20 protein-coding genes are annotated in these 19,934 nt (G+C 33.0%); 14 read left to right on the plus strand and 6 right to left on the minus strand.

Features of this window, described 5'->3' with window-relative positions:
* Positions 1 to 76 precede the first annotated feature (76 nt).
* Positions 77 to 1,105, plus strand: coding sequence for a peptidoglycan bridge formation glycyltransferase FemA/FemB family protein (locus NITUZ_RS08155; RefSeq protein WP_048197106.1), 1,029 nt, complete (start codon positions 77 to 79; stop codon positions 1,103 to 1,105).
* A 220-nt stretch (positions 1,106 to 1,325) separates the two neighbouring features.
* Here the strand turns inward: NITUZ_RS08155 and NITUZ_RS08160 are convergent, their stop codons facing one another.
* The gene (locus tag NITUZ_RS08160) at positions 1,326 to 1,793 is read right to left on the minus strand and encodes a transposase (protein ID WP_177309483.1); all 468 of its coding nucleotides are present in this window, start codon (positions 1,791 to 1,793) and stop codon (positions 1,326 to 1,328) included.
* Between the two features lie 315 nt (positions 1,794 to 2,108).
* On the opposite strand from NITUZ_RS08160, the gene NITUZ_RS08165 reads away from it, so the two are divergent.
* Both NITUZ_RS08165 and NITUZ_RS08170 read left to right on the plus strand, forming a co-directional pair.
* Positions 2,109 to 2,759 (plus strand): acetyltransferase, encoded by a 651-nt coding sequence (locus NITUZ_RS08165; protein ID WP_048197115.1) that lies wholly within the window; start codon positions 2,109 to 2,111, stop codon positions 2,757 to 2,759.
* A gap of 2 nt (positions 2,760 to 2,761) precedes the next feature.
* The gene (locus tag NITUZ_RS08170) at positions 2,762 to 3,673 is read left to right on the plus strand and encodes a glycoside hydrolase family protein (RefSeq protein WP_048197117.1); all 912 of its coding nucleotides are present in this window, start codon (positions 2,762 to 2,764) and stop codon (positions 3,671 to 3,673) included.
* On the opposite strand, the gene NITUZ_RS08175 is transcribed toward NITUZ_RS08170, so the two are convergent.
* Positions 3,670 to 4,299, minus strand: a complete 630-nt coding sequence (locus tag NITUZ_RS08175) for a class I SAM-dependent methyltransferase (RefSeq protein ID WP_048197119.1) — start codon at positions 4,297 to 4,299, stop codon at positions 3,670 to 3,672. The genes NITUZ_RS08170 and NITUZ_RS08175 overlap by 4 nt on opposite strands.
* A 14-nt stretch (positions 4,300 to 4,313) precedes the next feature.
* Positions 4,314 to 5,399 carry a DegT/DnrJ/EryC1/StrS family aminotransferase gene (locus NITUZ_RS08180; protein WP_048197121.1) on the minus strand — a complete coding sequence of 362 codons (1,086 nt, stop codon included), beginning with the start codon at positions 5,397 to 5,399 and terminating at the stop codon, positions 4,314 to 4,316.
* A gap of 107 nt (positions 5,400 to 5,506) precedes the next feature.
* On the opposite strand from NITUZ_RS08180, the gene NITUZ_RS08185 reads away from it, so the two are divergent.
* The 4 genes from NITUZ_RS08185 to NITUZ_RS08200 all read left to right on the plus strand — a co-directional run bounded on the left by NITUZ_RS08185 (position 5,507) and on the right by NITUZ_RS08200 (position 8,511).
* Positions 5,507 to 6,850, plus strand: a complete 1,344-nt coding sequence (locus NITUZ_RS08185; protein ID WP_048197123.1) for a nucleotide sugar dehydrogenase — start codon at positions 5,507 to 5,509, stop codon at positions 6,848 to 6,850.
* A gap of 199 nt (positions 6,851 to 7,049) precedes the next feature.
* Positions 7,050 to 7,376 (plus strand): hypothetical protein, encoded by a 327-nt coding sequence (locus tag NITUZ_RS08190; RefSeq protein WP_155991534.1) that lies wholly within the window; start codon positions 7,050 to 7,052, stop codon positions 7,374 to 7,376.
* Positions 7,377 to 7,394: 18 nt separating this feature from the next.
* Positions 7,395 to 7,943 carry a hypothetical protein gene (locus tag NITUZ_RS09745; RefSeq protein ID WP_052370148.1) on the plus strand — a complete coding sequence of 183 codons (549 nt, stop codon included), beginning with the start codon at positions 7,395 to 7,397 and terminating at the stop codon, positions 7,941 to 7,943.
* Positions 7,944 to 7,977: 34 nt separating this feature from the next.
* Positions 7,978 to 8,511 carry a glycosyltransferase family 4 protein gene (locus NITUZ_RS08200; RefSeq protein ID WP_048197127.1) on the plus strand — a complete coding sequence of 178 codons (534 nt, stop codon included), beginning with the start codon at positions 7,978 to 7,980 and terminating at the stop codon, positions 8,509 to 8,511.
* A gap of 112 nt (positions 8,512 to 8,623) precedes the next feature.
* Here NITUZ_RS08200 and NITUZ_RS08205 read toward each other — a convergent pair whose 3' ends face one another.
* Positions 8,624 to 9,361, minus strand: a complete 738-nt coding sequence (locus tag NITUZ_RS08205) for a class I SAM-dependent methyltransferase (protein ID WP_048197129.1) — start codon at positions 9,359 to 9,361, stop codon at positions 8,624 to 8,626.
* A 91-nt stretch (positions 9,362 to 9,452) separates the two neighbouring features.
* Between NITUZ_RS08205 and wecB the strand changes: the two genes are divergently transcribed.
* Positions 9,453 to 10,505: a non-hydrolyzing UDP-N-acetylglucosamine 2-epimerase gene (wecB, locus tag NITUZ_RS08210; RefSeq protein ID WP_048197131.1), complete on the plus strand. Its 1,053-nt coding sequence runs from the start codon at positions 9,453 to 9,455 to the stop codon at positions 10,503 to 10,505.
* Here the strand turns inward: wecB and NITUZ_RS08215 are convergent.
* Both NITUZ_RS08215 and NITUZ_RS08220 read right to left on the minus strand, forming a co-directional pair.
* On the minus strand, positions 10,482 to 11,612 hold the full coding sequence (locus NITUZ_RS08215) for a glycosyltransferase (RefSeq protein ID WP_081844923.1): 1,131 nt from the start codon (positions 11,610 to 11,612) through the stop codon (positions 10,482 to 10,484). The two genes, wecB and NITUZ_RS08215, sit on opposite strands and share 24 nt — an antisense overlap.
* Before the next feature lie 24 nt (positions 11,613 to 11,636).
* Positions 11,637 to 12,677: a methyltransferase domain-containing protein gene (locus NITUZ_RS08220; protein ID WP_048197133.1), complete on the minus strand. Its 1,041-nt coding sequence runs from the start codon at positions 12,675 to 12,677 to the stop codon at positions 11,637 to 11,639.
* A gap of 78 nt (positions 12,678 to 12,755) precedes the next feature.
* Here NITUZ_RS08220 and NITUZ_RS08225 point away from each other — a divergent pair, with 78 nt between their 5' ends.
* The 6 genes from NITUZ_RS08225 to NITUZ_RS08250 all read left to right on the plus strand — a co-directional run bounded on the left by NITUZ_RS08225 (position 12,756) and on the right by NITUZ_RS08250 (position 19,934).
* Entirely contained in the window at positions 12,756 to 13,727 is a 972-nt protein-coding gene (locus NITUZ_RS08225) for a hypothetical protein (RefSeq protein WP_048197134.1), read from the plus strand.
* A gap of 4 nt (positions 13,728 to 13,731) precedes the next feature.
* On the plus strand, positions 13,732 to 14,835 hold the full coding sequence (locus tag NITUZ_RS08230; RefSeq protein ID WP_048197135.1) for a glycosyltransferase: 1,104 nt from the start codon (positions 13,732 to 13,734) through the stop codon (positions 14,833 to 14,835).
* 45 nt (positions 14,836 to 14,880) lie between these two features.
* Positions 14,881 to 16,149, plus strand: coding sequence for an asparagine synthase-related protein (locus NITUZ_RS08235; protein WP_048197136.1), 1,269 nt, complete (start codon positions 14,881 to 14,883; stop codon positions 16,147 to 16,149).
* 66 nt (positions 16,150 to 16,215) lie between these two features.
* Positions 16,216 to 17,709, plus strand: a complete 1,494-nt coding sequence (locus NITUZ_RS08240) for an MATE family efflux transporter (RefSeq protein WP_048197137.1) — start codon at positions 16,216 to 16,218, stop codon at positions 17,707 to 17,709.
* A 78-nt stretch (positions 17,710 to 17,787) separates the two neighbouring features.
* On the plus strand, positions 17,788 to 18,723 hold the full coding sequence (locus NITUZ_RS08245; RefSeq protein WP_048197138.1) for an NAD-dependent epimerase/dehydratase family protein: 936 nt from the start codon (positions 17,788 to 17,790) through the stop codon (positions 18,721 to 18,723).
* A 59-nt stretch (positions 18,724 to 18,782) separates the two neighbouring features.
* On the plus strand, positions 18,783 to 19,934 hold the full coding sequence (locus NITUZ_RS08250) for a glycosyltransferase (RefSeq protein WP_048197139.1): 1,152 nt from the start codon (positions 18,783 to 18,785) through the stop codon (positions 19,932 to 19,934).

Here is a 19,934-nt window from a genome sequence, read left to right on the forward strand (position 1 = left end):
TTAGTTCAATAATTTTATTTTATAAATTAGATCCATTTTATAAAGAATAATACTTTGAAATTGATACATAAAGACTATGAATGTTGAAATTACAAATGAAATTAATTTAGAAAAATATAATAAACTTTTATCTAATAGTTATGAAGCTACATTTTATCATTCAACTAAACACATCCTATTTTTACAAAAAATATTAAAAATTCCAATGAATTTTTTTGTAGCATCTGAAAAAGATAAATTACTTGGATTATTGCCTTTTTTTTCTAAAAAATCACCATTAGGGATAGTAGTTAACTCTTTACCGTTTTTTGGAAGCTACGGAGGATTTATTGCTGATCAATTTGAAACTCAAAAAGCTATTCTTAACGCTTTAAATGAGTACAATAAACAAAACGATGTACTTTCATCTGTAATAATTGTAAGCCCATTTTCTAATTTTACATCAATTTATGAAAAATTCTATAAATTTAGTTTCAAGGAAGAACGACGAATTCAATGCATTGATCTTCATGAGAAATCGCAGGAAATGCTTTGGAATGAATTTGAACAAAGAGTACGAAGAGCAATAAGAAAAGGACAAAAAAATAACATATCAATTTCAAAAATTACACCAGAAGGTGATTCCATCGAAAAGTTTTATCAGATGCATAAAATGGATATGGAGTCCAAAGGTGGTCGGTCAAAACCTAAATCTTTTTTTGAAAACTTGAACAAAATTTTTGAAACAGATACCGATTATAATTTATTTTGTGCTAAATACGACGGAAGAGAAATAGCATATCTTCTAACATTCTATTTTAACTCCTATGTAGAATATTACATGCCAGCATATGATTCTACACTAAAACATCTTCAGGGTACGAGTGTTCTTCTTTGGGAATCCATCAAACATGCCCTAGAAAAAAATTTCAAATTTTATAATTTTGGCGGTACTTGGAAAAATCAAGAGGAATTATATAGATTTAAGCGTGGCTGGGCTGCAAAAGATATGCCATATTTTTATTATATTTATGGCGATATTGAAAGAGCTAAAAAAAATGGATTGGAACAAATTAAGAAAGATTTTGAAAATTTTTATGTTTTTTCATATGATCTGATTAAATGAATTTTTAAATTGAATAGCCGCGTAGAAACCATCCAAAAATCACCAAATAATTCCTAGTAATTCTATAGCAATTGTATGCAATTATTCGGTACATTGCCTCCTGTTCTGCGTCAGGATGTACCTTGAGAGAATATCCTCACTCAACATCCTCTTGATTACGGAAAAGATGGTCTCTGCCTTGCTTCTCCAGGGCATGATTTCCACTCAAAACGACGCTTCATCATCTTTCTGTGGAATCCTTTGGTCTTTCACACTGCAGGTATTCGTATCTTGGATGGATTATGGTGTCCTGTATTCTGAGGTTTTCAGTTGCGACGTGGTTCTGCTCAGAATCATAACCTCGGTCCGCCACAACAGTATGGACAGGTACCAGCCTGACGGCCCTCTCCAGCAGCGGAATGAAATCGATGTTGTCGTTTCTGCGCCGATGCCGTATCTTTATGCCACATATGATCTGTCGTTTCATGTCGACGTAGACCGAGATTTTGAGAAATTTCCTCCGCAGTTTGAAGCGTTTTGCGTAGTAATATGATGCCTGCCCGTGCGACAGTCTGGCAGCTACCTTTTGTAGTGTCGTGTAGTGTTGGAGTCTGGACAATCCGAGAAACTCTCCCACACCAAAAGCTTCTTGTAGGAATTCAACAAATCTACGGTAACTCTTGCGCTCGTACTGACGCAGTACAAGCAAGATCAGGTGCTACCAGACCGTGTACATATGATTTGAACGTCTGTGTAGGATGGCGGTATCCCGGCCCTTTTTACTATCTGCATCATCATACGAGCCATTCGAACGTATCGAGATGGATTCATGGTGTAATGCAACGGTGTTGTCAGCTTTAGATCTGCCCGTGGAATCTGATCTACAAAATAGTCAAAAGTTAATGGTTTCTACGTGGCTAAATTGGATTGACACTAATCTTTATGCTACGGTCAATAATTTTTAATCATTTTTAATTTAATTGCATAATTAATCATTTAATTTAATGAAAAAAAAAAGCAATTAGTGATTTTTGGTGATGGACCATTTGCAGAAGTAGTTTATTTTTATTTAACATACGATAGCGAATATGAAATTGTAGCGTTTACAGTAGATCAAAAATATTTAAACCGAAAAGAAATTTTTGGATTACCAGTCATATCTTTTGAACGATTACCTACTAAATTTCCACCAAAAAAATATTTCATGTTTGTTGCAGTAGGATATCAAAAAATGAATAAGACTAGAGCAAAAATTTGTGAAAAAGTAAAAAAACAGAATTATAAACTGATTTCTTATGTCAATTCAAAGGCTATAACTTGGAAAGATCTCAAATTGGGAGAAAACTGTTTTATTTTTGAGAATAATGTAATACAACCGTTTGTTAAGATAGGCAATGATGTAATCATGTGGAGTGGAAATCATATTGGACATCACAGCTCGATAGGAGACCATTGTTTTATTTCATCTCATGTTGTAATTTCAGGAAATGTTAATGTTGGCTCTAATTGTTTTTTAGGTGTCAATTCTACAATTAGAGATGGCATAAATATTGGTTCAGAGTGTGTTATTGGCGCTGGTTCGTTGATCTTAGAAGATACAAAAGAAAAAGAAGTGTATTCAGCAGAAAAAGGAAAACTACTTCCAATAAAAAGTGATAATCTAACACACCTATAGCCATGTCATGGATAAAAAAAGGACTTATTTTTTGCCCTAACAAAAATTTTGATTGGATGCATTCACATGCATCATTACCAACAGCAGACCACGTAAAAAATAATGTATATCGAATATACTTTAGTACAAGAAATAAAGAAAACAGATCTCAAGTAGGGTTTCTTGAAACTGATTTTACCAAACCAAAAAAAATTCTAAAGTTATCTTCCAAACCGATACTAAGATTGGGAAAAACAGGAAGCTTTGACGAAGATGGAGTAATGTGTTCATCATTAGTTAATCATAAAAGTAAAAAATTTATGTATTATATTGGATGGAATCGCTCAGTATCTGTCCCATTTAGATGGGCAATAGGATTAGCTATTAGTGAGGACAATGGTGAAACTTTCACAAAATTTAGTGATGGACCTATTTTAGATAGAAATTATATTGATCCTTATTTTGTATCTTCACCTACCGTCATTTATGAGAATGGTAAATGGAAAATGTGGTATATATCATCATCTTGTGGTTGGCAAAAAATAAACAATAAGAAAATAGCTCCTTATAATATCAGATACGCTGATTCGAAAAATGGAATAGATTGGAATAGAAAAGGAATAATTTCAATAGATTTTAAACATAAAAATGAATTTGCTATTGGACGTGCTAGTATTTTAAAAGAAAATGGAATTTATAAAATGTGGTACTCATATTCAACCCAATATTATAGGATTGGTTATGCCGTCTCAAAAGATGGCATTAAATGGAAAAGAATGGATGACAAAGTAGGCATAAATGTTTCAAAATCTGGATGGGATTCTCAATCAATAGAACATTGTCATGTATTCAAGCATAAATCAACAAAATTGATGATTTATACAGGAAATGATTTTGGGAAAACAGGATTCGGTCACGCTGAGTATTCTGGTTAGAAATCAACGTAAGTTTGATTCTTAGTCAATTGCTCTTGTTTGTAAACATACACGCAAAATTCAAAAGGCAGATAGTCATGTCGTATAACAACTCTCTTCGAAAGTTTCTTTCCAATTTTAAAAATTCGTTCAGGAGAAAAATGACTACTTCCTTTTCTTCTAAAATCAACATAGGTACTCATAAAATCCATCGCTATGCCTTTCTTAGCAATTCGAAACATTTCTGTTAGTAGGTCTTCGACATATCTATATGAACCAGCTTTATTTGTAGTACCAACAGCAAAAACCCAATCAAATTTTTCACGAAATTTTCTCTCCTCTATATCTCTAACAAAAAACCTGGTTAATGGATGCTTCTGCTTAGCTACTTCAATAAATTTTTTGTTAATATCAATTCCAGTATACTTTGTTTTAATTCGTTTTTTTTTGATGAAAGAATAAAGATCACCAAATCCACATCCAATATCTAATATTTTTGAATTGGAAAGATTACCAACCTCTGTGATAATTTTAAATCTAATATTTTGTCTTCCTTTTGGCCATCCTAACGATGCTGGGTTAACACCATATTTTTCATACAATTCAGTATAATGTTTCAATATTTCATTATGGGTTTGTTCTTTCATAAACCAAAACTAGTTTAGTTAATTACATTACTGATTATTTTACATATTCTTTCTTGCTCTTCAACAGAAAGTTGATTATGAAGAGGAAGCGTTAATGTATTCCTAAACAATAACTCAGAATTTTCTAACTTTCCTACTTTAATCATATCTTGGTATGCTGGTTCAAGATGCAATGAATAAGTTCCTATTTGACTCTCAATATTGTTTTCAGCCAACTTTGTTCTTATCTTGTCTCGCATCCCGTCTTTTTCTATATAACATGCATAGGACTGATAGGTTTGTCTTGTGCCCTTTTTGTTATAAGCTGGTTTGATTCCCAAAATTTTTTCAAGTAACTCATCATAAATTTTTGCTTTTTCTATTCTGGCCTTTATTATGGATTCAATTTTTTTCATCTGTTCTACCCCAACAGCACTTAGGATGTTTGAAAGTTTGTAGTTGGTTCCTATGGTACTGAACTTTCCCTCTTTTGATCCAAAGTGCTTAAAGGAATGACACTTTTCTGCAATCTCGTCGTTGTCAGTAGTTATCATTCCACCCTCTCCAGTTGTAATTACCTTTCTTGGATGAAAGCTAAAACATGTGAAATCAGCAAATTTTCCAACAAATTCATTTCCAATCATTGCACCCAAACTACATGCGGCATCCTCTAGTGTAAATAATCCTAATTCTTTTGCTTTTTTGTAAATCTTTGATTCTAATGGAACACCTGCCCAAGATACAGGAATAAACACATTCATACCATCTTCATATGCCTTTTCTAGAATTTCGGAATTCATGTTCATTGATTCCAAATCAACATCTACTAAGACTGGGATACCTCCTGCCAAAACTACAGCTTCCGCTGTCGCAGGATAAGTGTAATCAGGAACAATTACCTTTTTTCCTTTGACACCAATAACCTCAAGGACTGCATGTAAGGCAGTTGTACATGATGTCATAGCAATTCCATGTCTTGCTCCAACATAATTTGCAACAGATTTCTCAAATTCTTGAGTCACTGGACCTTCTGTAAGATAATAAGAATCAAGAACTCTTTTAACAGCGTTATACTCTTCATCTCCTATATCTGGTCTCATCAAAAAAATTTTGTCTGACATTAACAGCTGTAGGCAAATTTGTAGAAATAAAAACCATTAGATTCTATGAATGCCTTTACAATTATCGTCCAGTAGATTAAATTACTACTTAAATACAGATTTTTTGTTTGGCAGAATCATTATCTAATTTAGTTAAAAACCACAAAGTTACATTATCTGTTTTTGGATTAGGAAATGTTGGAGGGCCAATTGCAGCTGCTTGGCTAAGGGCAGGAGCCAAAGTAATAGGTGTTGATATATCAAAGACATTACTAGAAGCAATTAAGAACGGCACATCTCACAAAAAAGAACCCTTTCTTTCTGAAACTTTTTCAAAGGCCATAAAAGATGGTAACTTTTCAGTTACTGATGACGGCATAAATGCATCAAAAAATTCTGACATCAAAATCATAGCAGTCCCAGTGGGCCTAAAAAACAAAAAAATTGAGCTCAAATCGCTGATTGCAGCAACTACTACAATATCAAAGGGTCTAAAAAAAGGAGATGCTGTAATTGTCTGCCCATCACTGCCTCCTGGAACCACACAGATTCGAGTCTTAAAAATTCTAGAAAAAAACAGCAAACTAAAAGGAGAACGAGACTTTTACCTAATTTACAACCCAGAAAGGATCTTTGAAGGAAGAGCATTACAAGATATTGAAGAAAATTATCCAGCCATAGTATCAGGTCTTGGGCCAAAAAGTCTTGACTTTGCAGACGAATTGTTAAAAATAATATCAAAAAAAAGCACGCTTCGCATGTCGACAATTGCAAATGCAGAGGCTGAAAAGCTGTTTGAGGGTGTATACAGGGATGTTAACATTGCACTTGCAAATGAGCTAGCAGACTATTGCGAGAGGATTGGCGTAGACTATTGGGAAGCAAGAAAGGGTGCAAACTCTCAACCATTCTGCCACCTTCATTATCCAGGAACTGGAGTTGGCGGATTGTGCATCCCAGTTTATCCAAGATTTATCATAGAGTCATCAAAAAAGATTGGAAAGCATGTCAAACTAGTAGAGTATTCAAGGCAGACAAATGACTATATGCCAAAAAAATGTGTCAAGGATGCAATAACATTAATGAGAAACAATAGGGTAAAACTAAAAGGATCAAAGATTGCAGTCTTGGGTCTTGGTTTTAGAGGTGAGGTTACTGACACAAGACTGTCACCAACATACACGGTAGTAAAAGAACTACTAAAACAAGGATGCAGAGTCACAGTCCACGATCCATTCATTGAAAAAGATCCATTGCTTCCAAAAAAAGTAGTTTTGACTAGGATTTTAGAGGATGCCACCAAAGACGCCTCCCTGATTTTCATATCCTCCGATCACAAGATGTATTCATCGCTTTCAGATGACTCGTTCAAAAACGCAAAAAAGCCTATTTTGGTATTTGATGGACGAAACATCCTATCTAAAGATAATTTCAAAAATGCATCAATTCTTACAATAGGACAGCGAGTATAACAGATAAGATATTTAGAAGCTTACTTCGGGGTTGTTGCCTAATTCCCCTTTAAATACACAGTCTGGATTTCTCAAGCATTTTAATTTTGATCGCAAAAAGTGTGCCTTCTCTATGGTACAACACAAGAGATTGGTACTGGAAGTACTGCCATCTGGCACACACTCAAAGACAATTCCTGAATAGACAATATTTTCTTTGGTGAATCAAAACCCTCCGCCTGTTCAAAAAAAGAGAAGTAGGTGTGGAAGAAAGCCGGTCCACTCCAAAATCAAGATGCACTGCATCTGTATTGATAAGCAATTCAAGCTTTATTACATTGTGTATGATTCAGCTACAGGAAAAATAGTATATTCCCAGTCACAGGTCTCTGCTGTCGTTGCAGGACACACATCTGGACCGTCAATCAGCTGGACTCCAAATTCAGGCGGATTGTATAAAGTCATGATACTGCTTTACAGCAATACAGGATACAATCTCAATGCCGTAATTGGAGATAACATTGATACCATCACCATCGGCTCCTAGGATGCGGAGATTTCAACTATGATGGAGGTAGCATGTGACAGCACACAGAGAGATGTAACGTCAAAAACCAGTCTGCTATCCTTTCAAAATCCAAGAGTAGTTGACACTCTATCGGGAAATCCAGTCAACACCATTAACGTTCATCAACTAGTACAAATTGTAGCTGATGTGAAAAACCTACAATCCCCAGAACAGAGTTTTGCATATGCTGTACAAATAAGTGGTTCAAATGGCATTATAAACGATCAATGGATTAGAGGCTCGCTATCTACTGGATCATCATTTAGTCCTTCATTAATTTGGGAACCTAAATCCTGTGGGAATTTTACTGTCAATCTTTTTCTCTATGACGATATAACTAACAAGAATTTACTAGCCACGCCTCTTAGTTTGGCATTAACTGTTGGTGGATGTACTTCTGATTCTTCAAATCAAAATAAAGACTATCAGAGAGTAACAAATAATGATCTTGATGGAAGCGGCAGAGACATGTACTCGATGATTCGGCCAAAATATGTTGTACAAAAATCATTCAAAGAAGCAGACAAGATTCTCGTTATAACATAGTATCTGAGGAATGTCTTGGTTAATCAAGGTGTTGATGGGAAAAAATTTTCATGTCCCAAACGGCGTTGATTTGGAGCTGTTTGATCCCTCAAGATATTCAGAGTCAGAAATATCTGAGCTTCGAAAAAGCATAGGGGCAGAAAAACTGGTTGTCTTTGCAGGCTCGCTTCAAGACCTAAATATTATAATCGACTCTGCTGGCATGGTAATCAAAAAGCATCCAAATGTAAAATACCTGATAATCGGCGACCACAGGGATCCAAAAAAATCCAAACAATACTGGGAAGAAAAAGCAAGAAGGGTAGGCCTGTCTGAGAATTTTATCTTTCTTGGACGAAAGCCACGCAGCGAGATACCAAAGTACATTTTGTGCGCTGACGTGTGTGTAGATTCGTTTCCAAACGAACCGTACTATGCTGCAGCACATCCATTAAAGCTGTTGGAATATGGTGCATGTGGTAAACCAATAGTTGCAACAAAAGTTTCTGAGACAACAAAATCGATGCAAAATGGACAATTTGGATATCTTGCAGACTCTCAAGACCTAAATCCTATGCAAGTTGTATAATCAACGCATTAAATGATAATTCAAATGAGATGACTAAAACTTTTGCAAATCATGTAATAGAAAATTTTAGCTGGGACACGATATCAGAAAATTTGGAAAAGTTTTTGGAAAGCTAATCTTTTGTTGCCTCTACATAAAACGAAACACTTTTGATCTTTTCTGGTGTAGCAAGTTCTATCAGTGAATCAAGTATTTTTTGTTTTGATTCGAATTTAGAGCGAATTTTTGGGAATATGTTTGCCATGTTCAATTTACGAAATTTTTTACTTGTTTTTGGATATGTATTAAACAAAAAAATTGAAAATTTTGAAAAAGAATTTTCTAATGCATGTTTTAATTCTTCAAAAGTAAATTTTGTTGTTTTATAATACGAATTATTTGGAGTAGTCAAATATAGAATACCACCATTTTTTAAAATTCGATTCATCTCAGAAAAAGCATTCATTACTGAAGGATACTCGTTAATGTTTTTGTTTGTTTTTGTATTTTTTTTATTCAGATCAACATTTTTTATTTCTTCAATTACATGTGCACATATTATTACATCAAATTCATTATTCTGAAAAGGCAACTCTAGCATAGAACTACAAATCAATTCTAGATAACCATTAGAATTTTTACAAATTTTTAAATCATCAATAGCAAGATCAAGATTTACAATAAGATTGCTTGCGTCTAATTCTGAGCTGACTGCTCCTATACCGCCACCCAGATCCAAAACACGTTTGTTCTTTATATGCTTCAATTTTGATATTAAGTAAAATCTAACATCGTAATCATCACCCCAATAGCGCTTAACGCCAACTGATAGCATTTTTTGCTTAATTCTCTGAAAAGCCAGCTCTTGCATCTTGATTATTCTTCTTTAAGACATTATTTAATTAAGTTCAAAACAAAAATTGACAAATGATAATTATTGATAAGACAATATCACAAAATTTGTGAAAGTTTGTCTTATAGTGGGAACTAGACCACAAATCATAAAGTCTCAACCCATAGTTCAAGAACTCAAACGCAGAAAAGCCAACATTTTCATAATTCATACCGGACAACATTATGACTATGAGATGTCACGGGTCTTTTTTGAGGATCTTGACATCAAAAAACCACACCTTAATCTTGGAATAAAGAAAGGCACATCTGCTCAACAACTTACCGAAATTATTAGCAAGCTAGAAAAACCACTCTTGAAGATAAAGCCTGATTTTGTTATAGTCCCAGGAGATACAAGATCTGCATTGGGCGCATCTCTTTGTGCAAACAGATGTGATATGAAACTGGTTCATGTAGAGGCCGGTGCACGAAGCGGTGATTTTGAGCTAGAAGAGGAGGTAAACAGAAGAATAATTGATACATGTTCTAACTATTTGTTTGCGCCAACAAAAAATTGCTTCAAGAATCTTAAAGGCGAATCTGTTCTAGGAGTTCCTTATCTGACAGGTGATACAATGTATGATGTATTTCTTTTGTTTAAGGAAAAACTAAAAATCAAAATAAAAAAGGAAGATCATGTTTTAATGACAATTCATAGAAAAAATAACATAGAAGATCCTATGAAATTTAAAAAAATCATTGAGCTTGCTAACAAGATATCAAATCTTGGATATACAGTAACATTTCCTGTACACCCACATACAAAAAAACAACTAAAAAAATTCGGCATATCGCTAAAGAACATCACTGAGATAGAACCCCTCAAATATTCCGCAATGCTTGCAATGCTGGCAAAATCAAAACTATTATTGACAGATTCGGGTGGATTGCAAAAAGAGGCTTATTGGCTTAACACCCCATGTATGACACTGCGAAAAAGCACAGAATGGATTGAAACAATCAGACAAAATACCAACGTCCTAGTTTCAGAGATAAAACCCAATACTCTTCAAATTGCAAAAAAGATGCTTTCAAGAAAAATCAAATCAGCTAAAAACAATGAATTTGGAAATGGAAGAGCAGCACAAAAAATGACTTCAATTCTTTTTGATAATCTTTAGGTAGAGATCTTTTTCCCTTTCTTCCATGATATCACCATGAATTTTTTTTACTGCATCCAAACCCGCTTTAATCATTTTTTCACGTAAACCAGAATCAGAAAGAACTTTTGTTATTGCTCTAGCAAACGCGCTAGGATTATTATCAATAAACATTGCAAATTTGTTTATCAAGTCTGGATTGGAATCAAACTCTTGTTTTGGCAAGATGACTGGAAGTCCTGATGCCGCTGCCTCCAAGACGGGAATTGCAAAACCGCCGTACTTTATTGGCAGTGCAAATACATTGGAGGCTGCATAAAACTTGTTTATATCATTATTTGGGATGGACCTCTCGAATCTTACTTTGTCTTGCAATCCAAGTTCGCCCACTAGACTTTTTAGCCTTTCATATTCTGGACCATCACCAACCAACAGCAAAATTACATCAAGATCTTTTATAGCCCTTACAAGACACTCCTGGTTTTTTTCCTTCATTAGGCGACCAACGCAAATTATAACAGGTTTTGATTCTTTAAAGGCAGGCGGTACGTCAGGTGAGAATCTGGTCAGATCAACTCTGTTGTAGATGAGGTTGATGTTTTTTGCTCCCATCTTTTTTGCATAATTGCGAATAAATTCGTAAATTATAATTATTTCATCTGCATTTTTTATGCTAAATGATTCTAATGCCCTTCTAGAATAGCTCAGTTTTAGATACGATTGCCAATCCTTGTTCTTTTTTGCAAAATATCTAAGATCCCTGTCATAATCCCCCATTAGTGAAATTATAACAGGTATGTTAAGCTCTTTTCCAACTTTTACAGCTATCCATCCCTGAAGCAGGGGATTATATGATCTTATAACATCGGGACTTATTTTTTTTACAATTTTTTTTACAACATCTTTCTTTTTTTTGTAATTAAGTAGGGTGGTTTTCCCAACTACATGAATTTTTAAATCTGCATTGCCTGCCATGCTTTTTACTTTTTCTTCCTCAATATCGGAATCAAACAAGCTGATAACATGAATTTCATCAAAGACATTTTTTGGATTAAAGTAACGCGATTTTATCTCTCCTTTTTTATAATATGCTAGCAAAGGATCATTTGGGAAAATACAAATCTTCATTTTGTTTCTTTAAATCTAATCAATTTATTTTTTCATTCCATTTGTACTAATACCACTTTCAATTTCTTGAAAATGAATTATATTCAGACCAAACTGCTTGTGCCACTTTTTAACCTCATCAGGGGTATGCCTCCAAGCAAATTTGGGAAAATACCAATCAAAGTTTACTCCTACACTTCTTTTAAAATCATTTTCCTGATCCCAAAAACATTTGATAAAATTCCAATAAAAAAATCTCTGTACGTCATACTTGCCTGCCTTTATATTTAATATTGGAATATCACGTTTTATAGAAATTGTTTTTTTCAATTTTGAAAGTTCTCTTCCTAACATTGACATGTCTTCTGAAAACCTCAAACAATCTTTTTCAGACATTCTTGTAGTCTTCTCACGAATGAAATCATCTGCAAACTCTCTGAGAGGACCTTTTTTCCTATATACGTAAACAGAAAGAACACCTTTCTTTTTTAGATGATTTACAAGTTTTTTGAATGCTAGCCTTGTACTTTTTGTGTGATGCAAGACCTGATCTGAGCAAATAAAATCAAAAAAATTCTTTTTAAATGGGAGTTGTAAAATATCTGCTTGAATAAAATGAACATTAGGAATTGAACCATATTTTTTTTGTGCAAAAAATATACTATCACTAGCATCGATTGCAAAAACCTGTGATTTTGGATTTGCTGAAAATCGTTTTGCGCTGTTGCCTATACCTGTACCTGCATCTAAAATAAATTTTTTAGAAGATAAAAACTTGTTAAATTCTGAAACATTCTTCCACCCAAATCTCTCAAGGAACCATTTTTCAGTAAAATCATACCACTTCTTTGACTGAAAATCTGTGTAATATTTTGACCATTTTTTAGAAAAGGCTTTCTCTGTAACTGAAAAACCACTGCTTTTGTCTACAATCATCTTAGGTATTCCTTTTTCAATATAGAATTTATGGCGATTTTTGCAGATTAAACTTCCTGATTTAATTTCATTTTGAATGGTTTTTCCCTTTACTGATAAATTACTTTTACAGACCGGACAAATCAAATATTGTAAAATAGATAATCTCATAGTTCACCAGTTTCTACTCCAATAGTGAATTAAATTTAATGTGGTTATATTCTAAGCTATTGATAAAAGTGGTAACTGTTGGAAACAAACATAAATCTTGAATTTCGTCTACAAGAAGAAAGTCCAACTGATTGGAACCAAAATCTTCTAAAATCAGATCTAGGGAATATCTTTAACACACCAGAATATGCTCAATATGCAAAAAGCAGACTTGGATGGAAACCACTGTTTTTATCAATGATTAATTCAAATGGAAATATCGTTTCTCAAACAATTCTATTTGAAATACAAAGGAAAAAGCTTGGTAAATTTTCTCGCTTAACAAAACTAGTTTTTAACAAACTAAAGATAAGATGGATTTATGGCCCTGTAATTCTCTTGGAACAAAACCCAATGATTGTAAACTCATTCTTGAAATATTTAGCTAACAATTACAAAAAGCTAGATGGTACAACCCATCCTCTGTTGGGTACAGAATTTAGAATGCCAAGTTTACAATTCCAAAAATGGAGTACCTTTATTATTGATTTAAGACAACCAAGAGAATCGATTTTGGCAAACATGGATAAAAAAAGCGTTAGAAAAAATATAGAGCGAGCTGAAGAAAGAGGCGTTAAAGTTTTTGAAATTACTGATTCTACAATAATAGATTATCATAAAATTCTTAATCAACATCGTTTAGAAAATGGTAATAAGGAATATGATCTTGAAGATACCGTTGAACTATGGAAGTTGTTAAAGCCAATAGGCTTTGGTGGATATCTTGCAAAAAAAGATAACGAAATAATCGGTGGTATTACATTTTCTTTTTTTAATAAATACATAAATGAATGGGGCATAGCTAGAACCAAATTAGATGCAACAGAGAAGCTATACTCACAAGATCTTTTGAAATGGAAAATTATTGAATGGGGTATGGTAAACAAGCAAAAATTTTATGATTTTTCAGGAGTAAATCCGAATCCTCAAAGTATGAAAGAAGTGGGTATTTTGCGTTACAAGAGAAAATGGGGCGGTATTCAGAGAGAATACTTGATTATACAAAGGTAACAATATGAAAGTTCTTCACGCCGGGAATATGGCAAATCTTGGTTATGTAATTTGCCGACATTTACGAAAAACAGGTCTTGATGTTGAGTTGTTGATTGAAAAAAACCCCCCAAAAGGATCTGATCCATTACGTTTTGATCCAACACTAAATAATCAGTATCCAGATTGGATATCTTTTTTTGATAAATCAAAATCTAGTTGGAAATTAGATGTTATACGAAAAATGAGAGAGAAAAAATATGATCTAATACATGCATATGTAGAATTTCCAATTTTTGCTTATTTCTCAGGCAAACCATTTCTTGCGCATACACAAGGAAGCGATTTTCGGGAGATGGCTCAATCAAAAACACTCAGAGGCTTTCTTCTTAGAAGGGCATATAGAAAAGCAAAAGCGGTTCTATTCTTTCAGCCTGATCATCTACCGTTGTTCTCTAAACTAAAGTTATACAATGGTATATTTATTGCACCACTATGGGATACAACATTTTTTAGGGCTTACAGTAATAAAGCCAATAATAAAAAATTCACAATTTTTCATCCAGCAAACTTAGAATTTAGACTAAAAGGAAATGATAAACTAATTAAAGGATATGCTGAATTTGTAAAAAATTATCCAGAATCAAATCTAATTATAGTTGATAGAGGAATCGATTCCCACAAGATTCATGAAATGGTAAAAAACTTGTCAATAGAAGACAAAGTTGAGTTTATTGATGGTCCTTTGAATGCTTCTCAACTATTGAAGTATTATAACCAGTCAGACGTTATAGCAGATCAATTTGTCTTAGGAGCATTGGGTTCAATTGGATGGGAAACATTTTCATGTAAAAAACCGTTACTAGCATTTGCAAATGAAAAACAATATCGTGATGTTTACGGAGAATCACCACCAGTTGTGAATGCATTTTCTTCAAAAGACATCTGTATCTCTCTTACTAAATTGACAAATAATGAATTTAGAAAAGAAATTGGAAACAAAGGATATGAGTGGTTAACAAAATATCACTCACCAGTATTATTTACAGAGAAAATAATGAAAATCTATAACTGTTTTAAACAAAAACAAACATCACAAAGACTAAAATCAATTAATAATATGGTATAAACAAATAACCATTTTTTATATTTAGAAGTCAAATCAATATGTTTCATGTTTACTCCCAAATTAGACAAATTTCCATTATTCATGATGCTCTCTATACGCTACAACCCAACATATAGGGGCATCATAAAAGGAACTAAAGTAATTCCCGATACACAGTCACTTAGACCTGCAAATTTTACTGATAAAAACATGACCTATGAATTTTGTGTTAACAACACAGAAAAACTACTTAGAGAAAACATATCTAAAATATCAGCAAAAAATGTTGCAATAGGACTTTCAGGAGGTACTGATTCATCATTAAATTCCTTACTGTTAGCTAAAAATGAAAAAGTTTCACTAAAACTATTTTGTATAGGGTTTAATGATTCAGATGATGAATTTTCTGACGCACGTCTTGTTGCCAATCTAACAAATTGTGATTACAAGGAAATTGTTCTGGATGATGTTACAAAAGATCTACCGACACTTGTTTGGAAGTTTGGTTCCCCAAAAAGTAATCTCTGGCCATATTACAACTTCAAAACAGTAAGAGAACTTGGTGCAAAGACAACTCTTAGCGGTGAGGGTGGTGATGAACTATTTGGCGGATATTACTTTAGGTATGTAAAATATCTGAAAAGCAAACCACTAACTTCATTTTTCCGAGCTAAAAAATATGTGTTTTCAAGACCAAGAGATTTTGTTCAAAATCAACTACGTATGTTTGGACCAAAATTTAAAAAAGATGGAAAGCTTGTTTACACCAATGATGATATTATAAAATTTTTTGAGCCAACATTTTCAAACAATCTGCCGTTTATAAAACAGATTTTTCTTGCTGATTTTAATTACAAGCTGCGTTTTGATTTTAATTATGTTGATTTGATATTTGCAAAATCTGAAGGTGTAAAAGTATTTTCCCCATTTCTTGAAAAAAACATGCTTGACTTTGCACCACACATTCCAACCAAGTTTAAAATTACAAGTAATACATCAAAGATCATTCTCCGAGATATTCTCAAAAGGCTTGGAGCTCCAAAAAGGATTTACGAAAAGCCCAAACAAGGCTGGGGGATGAGACCTACAATCGTTTGGGAACGTGGTTTAAGAGAAAGGTGTGAGAACTTTTTGTTGGATGGTTATCTGGTAAGGGATGACTGGATAAATAAAAAATGGATAAAAGACTCATTAAATAAAATAAGCTCCTCTAATGAATCTGAAATAATTTATCCAATCATAAACAAACTTTGGGATTTGCTATCTTTTGAGGTCTTTTACATTCAATATGTATTACAACAAAGTAAGAAGGGAAGAATTTCGAATTGGAACTAGTCCTTAACTTTAGAAAAACAATGTTTCGATATCTTTTATTAATTCAATATAAAACGAGCTAGTAGTTTGAGCAATATTAGAGTCACATATTCGGGTCTGATTGCATTTGTGGTAGGAATAGTTGGCGTAATAACTGGTATAATATTCACAATAATTGTAACTAGAAAATTACCTCAGGAAGAACTTGGGTTATGGACCCTTATAGGAAGTTTAATCTCCTATGTAATAATTGTTGAACCAATCATCTCGTATTGGACCTCAAGACAAGTTGCAAGAGGTGAACAAGTTGCAAAGACATCAATCTTAACAAGTGGATTATTCTCAATTGGTGGTTTTTTTGCTTATCTTCTAATTGCTGTTAGCATCTCAAATTCTCTTAAAACAGATTTGTTTGCTGTACTATTAGCATCAATTCTAGTTCCTTTAACGTTTTTAAATAATACTTTGAGTTTTATTGCCTTAAGCCATAAACCGCATGGTGTGTCGTATGGAATAATAGCTTTTGAGACATCCAAACTCCCTTTTGGATTTTTGTTTGTTTATGTTTCTGGATTAAATCTAATCGGTGCTATAGTTGCAACCATTTTAGCTAGTTTGATAAAAACAATAATTCTATTAATAATGATAGCACCATTACTTGCCACCGAATTCAAAAAAACTATGATAAAATTCTGGCTAAGACTTTCATGGCTGCCCTTGTACACAAATGGTTCTGCATTTATTTATCATCTTGATGTATTGTTATACTCACTATTGGTAAATTCTCTGGTAGGGCTTGCATTTTGGGGTGTTGCAATGGCAATATCAAACGTGGTTTCACATTCTGGCCAGATCTCTCAGGCAATATACCCCAAACTTATTGCCACAAAACAAAAAGAATTTGCAGAAAGGAATCTTGAAAGGCTATTATATTTTGCAATTCCGATTTTAGCAGGTTCTATTGTCTTTGCAAAGCCAGCACTCCATATACTAAACCCACTATACATTGAAGGCACTCTGATTGTATATTTTCTCTCCTTTAGAACATTGGCATATGTTTTAATGAATAATTTCTTTAATATTATAGGTGCGTATGAAACAATAGATGTAGACAAGAGTGCATCATTCAAACTCTATCTTAAAAGCAAGTTGTTTTACCTTCCAACACTTCAATATGTTTTTTCCATATTGTACATTGGACTTTTGACAATTTTTCTTTTGATGTCATCGAATTCTGGCATGAATGAGGTTGAAAAAGTTTCAATATGGTCATTAATTTTATTTATAGTTACTTTGCCATTTACGGTATATGGCATAGTAGCTGTGAAAAGGCAATTTTCTATAAACATGCCATATTTTTCAATGTTAAAGTATTCTGCCGCAGCATTTGTAGGAAGTACCGTATCGTGGTATCTTTTAACAAATTATGTCAAGTATAATATCGAGATATTTGAGTTTCTACCTCAATTAATCCCAGTTCTAGTAGTTGGAGGGATAATTTATTTTGGGATTACTCTAATTATTGATAGGTCTACTAGGGATTTGTTCAAAGCAATTTTATTAGAAATTAGAAAATATTAGTTGATATTTACTCATTTTACTAATTTCGATAGAGACATAGTTTAATTAAGTCTAATAAATCCATTCAAAACGATTAGAATGAATCAAGTTTTTGTTACAGGCGGTAGTGGCTTTGTTGGCTCTCATTTAGTAGATAAGCTTGTAGAAGATGGAAAAAAAGTAACAGTTTTAGATGATTTTTCAAATGGGAATCAAGAAAATTTACGTTCAGTCAAGGATAAGATCAAGATTATTGATTTTGATATATCTGGTAGTTGGGAAACATTATCAGATACCAATCCTGATGTTATATTTCATTTAGCCACTCATCCTAGGTCTTTTAGCTTGCAGAACCCTGTTCGAAATATGGAAGTTAATGTATTAGGAACCTTGAATGTGTTAGAATTTGCAAAAAAGAAAAGATCTAAGGTTATCTATACAAGTAATAGTGGAATATGTGGAGATCCAAAATTTCTTCCAGTTACCGAAGACCACCAAGATGACTGTAAAACTCCATACGATGCCAATAAATTAGTTGGGGAAAATTATGCTAAAATTTATCATGAAATACACGGACTGCACACGATAACCTTCAGACTAGCAACAGTGTATGGGGAAAGACAACGCCCAAACTTAAGGTTGGGATGGAAGCCACTAATTCCTCAGCTGGTAGAAGACATTGAAAGTGGTAGAAATCCTATAATAAATTGGGACGGTGAACAAACACGCGATTTAATTCATGTAGATGATGTGGTCAGAGCTCTTATTTTGGGAGCTGAATCTGAAAAGTACGGAGGGGAAATGTTTCTTTTATCAACTAATGTTGAAACTTCAGTTAACAAAGTACTTCAATTAATATCAAAAATCACTGGAAAAAATGTAGAAGTCAAATATGTTGATAAATTGCCTGGAGATTTAAGAAGGATGGTTTTGTCGTATGAAAAAGCAAAAAACGCTTTTGGTTTTGTACCTCAAATTTCAGTGGAAATTGGAATACAAAGATATGTTAATTGGTATCGTAAGAATAAAAGATAAAATTATATCATGAAGTTTTCAAAATCTAGAAAAATAATACCTCATGCTAAGTGATTTAAATGAAAAAAATTGTTTTTTTTGGTAATGGAGCTCAAATGAACTATGTTATCACTAAATTTCTAAGAAAAAAATCTAACATAGAAGTAGATTTATTATTACAAGATTACAATCATCCATTTTTAGATCATCCCGCGTGGGACGATATTCCCATCAAAATTCCACAAAAAATAATGAAAAGTAACATAATTGAAGCAAAAAAAATTTTTGATCAAGCAATCAACATTAATAAATGGAAGATGCCCTCTTGGGTAATAGAAAAACCAATTAATTATTCTTTTCTAGATAAATTAATAACTAAATATTTTGATAAACAATATTACATTAAAAAACAAATTCGCTATTATGTAAATGATTTAAAGAATTATGATTTTGTATTTACTGATTGTGTTGGAGCAATTTCTGCTCTTCTTGCAAAAAAACCATTTGCAATCAGACCATTTGGAAGCGATATCGACATTCATGCATTCGAAAATAATTATAGAGGGAAAATGATTCGAAAGGCACTAAAAAACACAACGGCTATTTTTGCTCATGCTTATACCGATAACCTCAGAACTCTGAGGATAAATGCAAAAAGATATGAAACAAGTGTAATCATAGATACGGAAACTTTCAAACCCAATAATTCATCTAAAAACCCAATACCAGATTTTTTTTTAGCATCTAGGTTAGATTTTAAAGAAAAAGGGACTGATAAATTATTAAGACTTTTTGCAAAGCTAATCAAGTCATATGATGCAAAACTGTTTTGCTTAGATTATGGTTCTGATGTAAAACAAACACACGATCTGGTTAATTATTTGGGAATAGAAAAAAACGTTATTTTCTATAATTTTGTTGCGAGTAAACCCGTACTTAATGAACTCTTTAATAAACACACTGCAGTTATTGGTAATCTAAATTATGGCACAATTGGTACTACCGAATTAGAAGCTTTAGCTTGTAACAAACCAGTAATATCATTTGTTAAACCAAAAACAGAAATTGAAAAAAAACTTCCAATACTTAATTCACGATCTGAAGATGAAATATATGAAAATCTCAAAAATATAATTGAAAAACGTAATTTACCCTCAGGCATGAGGGAGTTTATAAAGAAAAATTTTGGTTACGAATCGTTTCTAAATGGATTTAAAGATTGTATTAACTAA

The organism is Candidatus Nitrosotenuis uzonensis (genome assembly GCF_000723185.1).
In the GTDB taxonomy this organism is placed as follows: domain Archaea; phylum Thermoproteota; class Nitrososphaeria; order Nitrososphaerales; family Nitrosopumilaceae; genus Nitrosotenuis; species Nitrosotenuis uzonensis.